Raw genomic sequence first — 7,315 nt, 5'->3', positions numbered from 1 at the left:
GCAGGGCTTGGTATTAAACTAGTAGAGGATATTGTAGATAATACTGGTTTAGGTAGCGTAAGAACTATATTTGCCATCATTGGCGTACTTTTTATGGTCGCTTATCTTGCACAAAAAATTCCAGCATTAGCCCAATCTGTATTTAGCGGTGTTTCATCTGGTAATGCGCCGGATATGCGAGGTATGGCTGCCTCAATTGCAAAAGCTGGCGCCGCTGCTGCTCTGGCTGTTGCTGGTGCTGGTGCTACGGTTGCCGCAGCTCATCAGGCTGCAAAAGAGAGTACCGGAGGCAACGCAACATTGAGCGCGGCATCAACTTCAGCTGGCGCAGAGAAAACGCCTGGAGAAAGTCGCGATGACGATGCAAGCGCTATTCCAAATGCACTAAGTGGCGGGGCTTCAGGCGGCGGGGCTTCAGGCGGTGAAGCTTCAGGCGGCGAGGCTTCAGGTGACAAAGTATCAAATGCTTCTCGCCTTGCTAAAGGTCTTAATTATGCAAAAGCCTTTGGAGCAGCGTATGCCAAAGGAGCTGCTGCTACTATAAGCAAATCACACCATTTTGATACTGCTCGTAATATTAGAAAGCAGACCTTATCAAAAAAAATAAAGAGCCCTAGTCAAAGTGAGGAACAATGATATTTAAAAATAAACATCAAAAAGAATCTGCCGATATTAAATCCATTAACTCCCCCTATCTAAATGCTCGTAGAGAATGGAATGAGCGCTACGGCGATTATATTCAGCAAGCTAAAACATGGCGTATTGTTGGTATTATTGGTTTGATGATCGGCGTCATATCCACAGGCGGCACAATCTACTTTGCGGGGCAAAACAAGCTGATTCCCTACGTCGTTGAAGTTGATGCACGGGGCAATACTGTGGCGGTGTACGAAAGCACCGCCATGCAACCGGTTGATACTCGCATTGTTAGGGCACAACTGGCACAAGTCATTCGTGATTTGCGGACAGTGAGCGCGGACAAGACGGTACAGAAGAACGCCATACGTCGTTTGTACTCACATCTTGGCGATAACAACCAAGCCACAAATGTGGTTAATCAATATTTCCGTGACAATGATCCATTTGTTAAAGCACAAAAGAAAACTGTTGCTGTGGATATTCAACAATTATTACCACTATCAGATAATACATGGCAAATAGAATGGTCAGAGCAAGAATATGGTAGGGATGGAAAAATTCTTGGCAAGAATAATTATACGGCCACAGCTACAGTGTCTATTGGCAATACGGTAAATGAACAAACGATTCTCTTCAACCCCATCGGTATGTATGTAACCGATCTGCATCTATCAGCAGATTTCAAGGTTAAAACTGAAATTGAACCAAGAAATCTCCCCGCAAATGAAGGAGCTCCCCATGAATAAAAATGTGAAAACAGCGCTATGGTTGGCACTGGTTCTACCAATAATCGCGTACGCAGATGAACCGGGCTATGTTGTGCCAGATATTGCCTCAGCCAGCAATGCCCCGGCTAGCAACAAGGCGAATACTGCCCTTGATGCACCACTCCCCCTGCTTTCACCAGATAAACCGCTGTCCGACCGTGACCGTGATGCACTCAAATACGCCAACCAGTGGCTGCAAGGCAACCGTTATCCTTATCGGGATGGCGATCGCGTCATGTATCTGTACGGATCAGGTCAGCCTACCTTGGTTTGCGCACCACTCGAATTGTGCGTGATCTATTTTCAGCCGGGAGAGCACATTGTGGAAAACGGGGTGCATCTTGGTGATACTGTGCGCTGGCAGATTGCGCCTGCCATTGGCGCCGATGACCGAACACAATTGGTCATCAAGCCCGTTGATGTCGGTCTCAAAACCTCGCTTGTAGCAATTACTGACCGCCGCACCTACCACATCAAGCTGGTCAGCCGTAGTAAGGACTTTATGCCGGGAGTTGCCTTCAAGTATCCGGGAGATATGGCAGCCCAATGGCAGGCTTATCACCAACAATCGCAGGCTATTAAAGCGCATCAATCCACACAAAATGGTGTTTCGTTAGCAGATTTGGACTTCAATTACCGTGTGGAGGGTTGTAACCAGTGTGATTTCAAACCCGTCCGCGTCTATAACGACGGTCAGCAAACCATTATCGAAATGCCCAAGCGGGTGCGTCACAGTGATGCACCCGCATTACTGGTCAGCAGCGCCCAGGGAGATCAACTCGTCAACTACCGTGTCCAAGATGGCAAATATATTGTAGATAGACTATTTGCCGATGCCGTACTGATACGTGGCGTTGGTCGTAAGCAAGAGCGCGTCAAGATTACTTGGCAAGGAGGCAAATCATGATGAAATCGCTGTTGCTTTCCGTGTTACTCCTCGGTGGCTGCGCCACCATGAATATTGACAACTTTGAGGATGACAGTTTGACGCCAAATGAAATGCAGATGATTGCCACAGTCGGCGGGGAAATCATGGCAGGACAGTATCCACCGGGGAAAACAACCGTTGCTCTAAAACCCGTCGGTGCTTTCGGTGAATATCTTGTCGAAGCATTGCGTCAACACGGCTTTGGCGTTCAAGATAGTAACGCGGTTGCTTTACATTATCTGCTGGATCAACTTGATGATCGTACCTGGCGCCTGGGACTGATCACTACCGATTGGCGCAATGACAGCGTTTTTCATCGCGACGGCAATAACACACTGATTCGCGGCACTCAGACGCAGAGAGTTGCCCCATGAGCTCAATGAACCCCGGGAACTCGCCGAATGGCAATGGTGGTGGTGGCAATGTGCGCCGCCTGAACAAAATCCCAATGATGATCGCTGCCGGTGTACTGGCACTTGTCATGTTCGGGATCGTCTATGCCCTGTACAGTCGCAGCCAACCCAGAACTGGCAACAGCTCGGGCGATAATCCTACCGTGGTTGGCGGCAGCGCATCAGCGGACAAAATCATTGCCGGCGTCGGTGATGGTATCGCTGACCTGGAGCCGGTTGACCCGATCATCATTGACAATACCAAACCGACGCCGGATTTACCGCAACAACAATTGCCCCCTACGCAAGCTCCTATGCAGGCGACTCAACAAAAAGAAGAAGACGAAGAGGCAAAGCGGGTGGCAGGAATGGTGCGCGAATTTCGTCAACGGAATTACTACGAAGCCCTAGTTGCACGCACTGCCATTGAAGAATCCCCAACCGGTAAAGACGCGAACGGAAAGACCGCTGACGGCGACCCCACCCAAGGAATACCGGACATCGCCAAAATGCGCGCCAATCTGCAAACAGCAGCTCTGGAACGCTCTTTGGCGACACAGGGTATCGGCTCGGCAACGGGTGGCATGGAAGGTCTGCTGGAAAGCCAAGATCCGAATCTGCGCTTACGCAAGGCTGCATTTGCCGCACAAACAGACAATCCCTACGGCTACCTGCCTTCCGTTCGTGAACCGCAACTGACCCCTTATGAAATCCGTGTGGGTACTATCATTCCAGCGGTGATGGTTTCCGGCATCAATTCCGATCTGCCGGGCGAGATCATCGCCCAAGTCACACATAGCGTTTATGACAGCAAAACAGGACGTACCGTTTTGATTCCCCAAGGTAGCAAGCTGATTGGCCGTTATGACAGTCACATCGCAATGGGGCAGGAACGAGTCATGATCGCTTGGTATCGTCTGGAGTTTCCCGATGCTTCCGTACTCAATCTTGGCAACATGGGAGCGGTTGATTTGGCAGGTTATGCCGGAATGCACGACCGCGTAAACAACCACACATGGAATATTTTCAAGAACGCCTTTTTGCTTTCCGTCATTGGTGCCGGGACACAGATTGCCATTGGTGATGGTAGCAAAGATGAAAACAGTCCATTGAATGTCACCAAAGCAGAAATGGGCCGACAGATTGGCCAAGTTGGTACAGAAATGATTCGCCGCAATCTCAACATTCAGCCAACATTGGAAATTCGCCCGGGTTATAGATTCAATGTTATGGTCAATAAAGACATTATTCTAAATCCATACAAAGACTACTAAACTAGGATTACAAAATGTCAATACTTTTTGGCTATCTGCAACGGCATACATGATAAGCACATTTTCTGCACCCATTTCCAAAAATTATAGTATGGACGCTACAGAATCAGCCCGCCGCAAAGAAAAGTTTTTTGCGATTATCGCTATAGCCTCACTATTTCTAGGTATGGCATTAAGCGTTGCTTTTATAGTAATTGATCAACAGCATGCATTTAACGCAGTCATGTTGCAGTTTCTTGGCCTGTTCGCATTTATTATGCTCTTTTAGGGATAAAAATTGTGTAATTTATTTTATTTTTAATTTATAAACTAGTGAGGAAGCACTATGGCACAACGTGGCGTTAACCGCATGACCTTGATGGGTAACTTGGGCGCAGATCCGGATGCCCGCTATCTGCCGGATGGGACTCTCGTCACCAATATTTCGGTAGCAACATCCGAGGTCTGGACGGATAAAAACACCAACCAAAAACGCGAGAAAACTGAGTGGCACCGGGTCGTAGCCTTTGGCAAACCCGCTGAAATCATTGCCCAGTATTGTCGCAAGGGCTCAAAGATCTACGTTGAAGGTAAGCTGCAAACCCGTAAATGGACAGACCAGCACGATATCGAGCGCTATACCACTGAGGTTATCGTGCAGGAATTGCAGCTGGTCGCCAGCAGTAATGAGCATGGCGACCGTCCGCCGCCAATTGGTGAGAAAAATCCGCCGACAAGTTCCCGGCAGGCCACTGCGAGCGAAGATAATTTTGTGCCGCAACAGCACGTAGCGGCGCATACAGGAACACCACCCGCCCGAGACCCTTCACCATCAGATACGTCCATGCAGCCGCCTCTGCCCGATGATGTACCGCCGGGCATGGATGACGCTGCCGATACTGATGACCAAACTACTTTGATCTAACAGGAATTATGACATGACAGCGGACAATAAAACGCCCATCACCCCATACACCCAGGACGGGTACAGCCAACTCTGCGAGCGCCTCGAGGACGACACGGTAGTCGCCACACTACGGGCGCATATTGATACATTTGCTGCCGATGGCAACCGGGCGTTGTTGAAGCGTTTCACCGAGGGACTGAGGATTGCCGGGGAGATGGAAAAAGCCTGCCGCGTCGGCTATCCCACCCCAGCAGAAGAGGAGCGCCGTGAGCGCTGGGACAGTAATTTCAAACAACTGCAACAGCACGCCCGCATGGCGGGCGACCAGATTACCAATGCCGATAACGCGGCGGTCTCGCGCCTGACCGCACAATGTGAACGCAACGGCAGAAGCGATACAGAGCTGTCGGTAGCACACGACGACGCCTACGGCTTTGCCGTCGCATTGCGGGATATCCCGTTGAATGAAAAACAAACCGCCCTGCTGTGGCGCATGGCGGTCTTGACCATCGCAGAGATGACGGATACGACGCCGTCGTTGGCGGCAGACTATCTCAACGGCACGGCAGGCGAACACCTGGGGCGGATGCTGGCAGAGAAGACGGTCTATCCGGTGACGGTGGTTTCCAACCTCGCCTGGTTGCTGCATGGGCAGCAAAAAAGCGGGCAGCTACAGCGCGACCTGTGGCATACCGCAAAAACAATTGGGCTAAAAATGGAAGAAACAAAATCTGAACGTGCACCTTGGGGTGATTTTCCACCAGCAATTACCAATGGATTTATTGAATCACTAGGTAATTTACCAGATTACCCTGCTGCCAAAGCTGGTGATCCTAAAGCAGCTCTGCGTTTAGTAGAAGGTCTATTGGAGCCAAAAACCGTCGAAGCCGTACGGCAATCCTTCAAACCAGATGCGAATACTTACATAGTGCCTGTGCATGCTGAGGAATCTGCTGGGCGTAATAAAATCCCGGCCATGATTGCTCTTGTTTTAGCTGATAGACTCGGTGCCAAAGTATATGATGATATTGTACAAATAAATCGTGTCCGTCGTACTGGCAGCAATGCTAACCATAGATTGGCATTTCCACCGCAATTTAAGGGTGATGTAGAAGCAGGTAAAAATTATATTTTGGTAGATGACACCTTGACACAAGGTGGTACCTTAGCTGCATTGCGGGGATACATCATCAATAGAGGTGGTAATGTGCTTGGTGTCATGGTAATGAGTGCAAAACAACATTCTTTGCAACTTGCACCTTCAAAAGAACTATTGTATAATGTACAGTCCAAGCATGGTGATACCATGAACCAATTTTGGAAGAAGGAGTTTGGATATGGCATTGAACAACTTACCCAATCAGAAGCATCCCACGTCTATGCTGCCGCTAATGTTGACGCCATCAGAGATCGAATCGCTCAGGCAAGATTTGCGGCAGGCTTTGGATTGGGGGAAACAGGAACTGATGCGACAAAAACAATCAACCACGAGCTGACACCCGTCATTGCTGCTCTACAAGCAGAGAACCCCAACGCAATCCTCAAAACAGAAAAACCGACCACGCCTTGTCGTGGTCGTGTCGTTTTTGCTACTGACACGTTTATCATCCAGCAAGTTGCCGATGGTAGCCGTTATTTCCAGGCACACCGTAAGACAGACCTCAGTCAAATACCGAATATTGGCGAAAAAGTGAATATTAGCTATTCCGCCAAAGAGCCATTGGCAAGAGTACGACCAATAGGCGATAAACAGTCGAGAAAATTATAAATTGACCCCGGTGTCGATGGCGGCACCGGGTTCATTTTTCCCTGCCCCTGCATCAATCGGACAACGCTCCTTTTCCCGACGTCGATGTTAACGTTGGGAGCCAATCCCTGCGCCAATACGGCCGCGCAAAAACCGTGCTGAATATTCGGGCGACAAGCCCCATTTGGGGTTGAACTCAGCATGTCCCAATTAACCAGAGTTAATCAAACAGCATCTATTGGAAACAATTTCATCTAATAACAATAAGTTGCTTGATTGTTGTAAAAATGACACAAAAAAATTTCAAATTTTGAAGGTGATGGTGGGAACCCGGTTACATCGGTTACATACTCCAAAAAGTGTTGATTTTTTCTCTTATAACAAATGATTATATGTAACTTCAAAAAGTTACATTCGGGTTACATCCGGGTTACATGTAACCGCATTTTGTAACCTCCTCAAGGTTACAAAAATACCTAGATATTGTCTTTATAAACAACAGTTTATTACCCGGCCATTTACGGACGTAACCGCATGTAACCGGAATGTAACTTTTTCAAGCTCAATGTAATACATTGTTATAAAATAATAATTCAACGGTTTTTGAAAAACGCAACCGATGTAACCGGGTTCCCGACCCCGAAAATTTTTTTTGTTTTTTTGGCTGAAAATAGACGAAAAA

Annotated in this window: 6 protein-coding genes and 1 pseudogene; all 7 read left to right on the top strand. The window is 48.3% G+C overall.

The annotated features are described in order from the left end of the window. Nucleotides 1–636, top strand: a pseudogene (locus Q0349_RS03415) (hypothetical protein); the annotation flags it as partial. Further along, nucleotides 633–1,385 (top strand): VirB8/TrbF family protein, encoded by a 753-nt coding sequence (locus Q0349_RS03410; RefSeq protein WP_298079474.1) that lies wholly within the window; start codon nucleotides 633–635, stop codon nucleotides 1,383–1,385. The pseudogene Q0349_RS03415 and the gene Q0349_RS03410, both read left to right, overlap by 4 nt. Next, nucleotides 1,378–2,313, top strand: coding sequence for a P-type conjugative transfer protein TrbG (gene trbG, locus Q0349_RS03405; RefSeq protein ID WP_298079473.1), 936 nt, complete (start codon nucleotides 1,378–1,380; stop codon nucleotides 2,311–2,313). The genes Q0349_RS03410 and trbG overlap by 8 nt, the downstream gene beginning before the upstream one ends. Next, nucleotides 2,310–2,708 (top strand): hypothetical protein, encoded by a 399-nt coding sequence (locus Q0349_RS03400; protein ID WP_298079472.1) that lies wholly within the window; start codon nucleotides 2,310–2,312, stop codon nucleotides 2,706–2,708. The genes trbG and Q0349_RS03400 overlap by 4 nt, the downstream gene beginning before the upstream one ends. Further along, a complete protein-coding gene (locus Q0349_RS03395; protein WP_298079471.1) occupies nucleotides 2,705–4,000 on the top strand; it encodes a TrbI/VirB10 family protein in 1,296 nt (431 codons plus the stop codon). Before Q0349_RS03400 ends, Q0349_RS03395 begins: the two co-directional genes overlap by 4 nt. Nucleotides 4,001–4,325: 325 nt before the next feature. Further along, nucleotides 4,326–4,904, top strand: coding sequence for a single-stranded DNA-binding protein (ssb, locus tag Q0349_RS03390; protein WP_298079470.1), 579 nt, complete (start codon nucleotides 4,326–4,328; stop codon nucleotides 4,902–4,904). A gap of 13 nt (nucleotides 4,905–4,917) precedes the next feature. After that, entirely contained in the window at nucleotides 4,918–6,654 is a 1,737-nt protein-coding gene (locus tag Q0349_RS03385) for a phosphoribosyltransferase (protein ID WP_298079469.1), read from the top strand. Nucleotides 6,655–7,315: the final 661 nt, after the last annotated feature.

Source organism: uncultured Cardiobacterium sp., assembly GCF_938028185.1.
GTDB lineage: Bacteria > Pseudomonadota > Gammaproteobacteria > Cardiobacteriales > Cardiobacteriaceae > Cardiobacterium.
The sequence above is the reverse complement of the archived record's forward strand: the minus strand, read 5'-3'. Positions and strand labels throughout refer to the sequence as shown.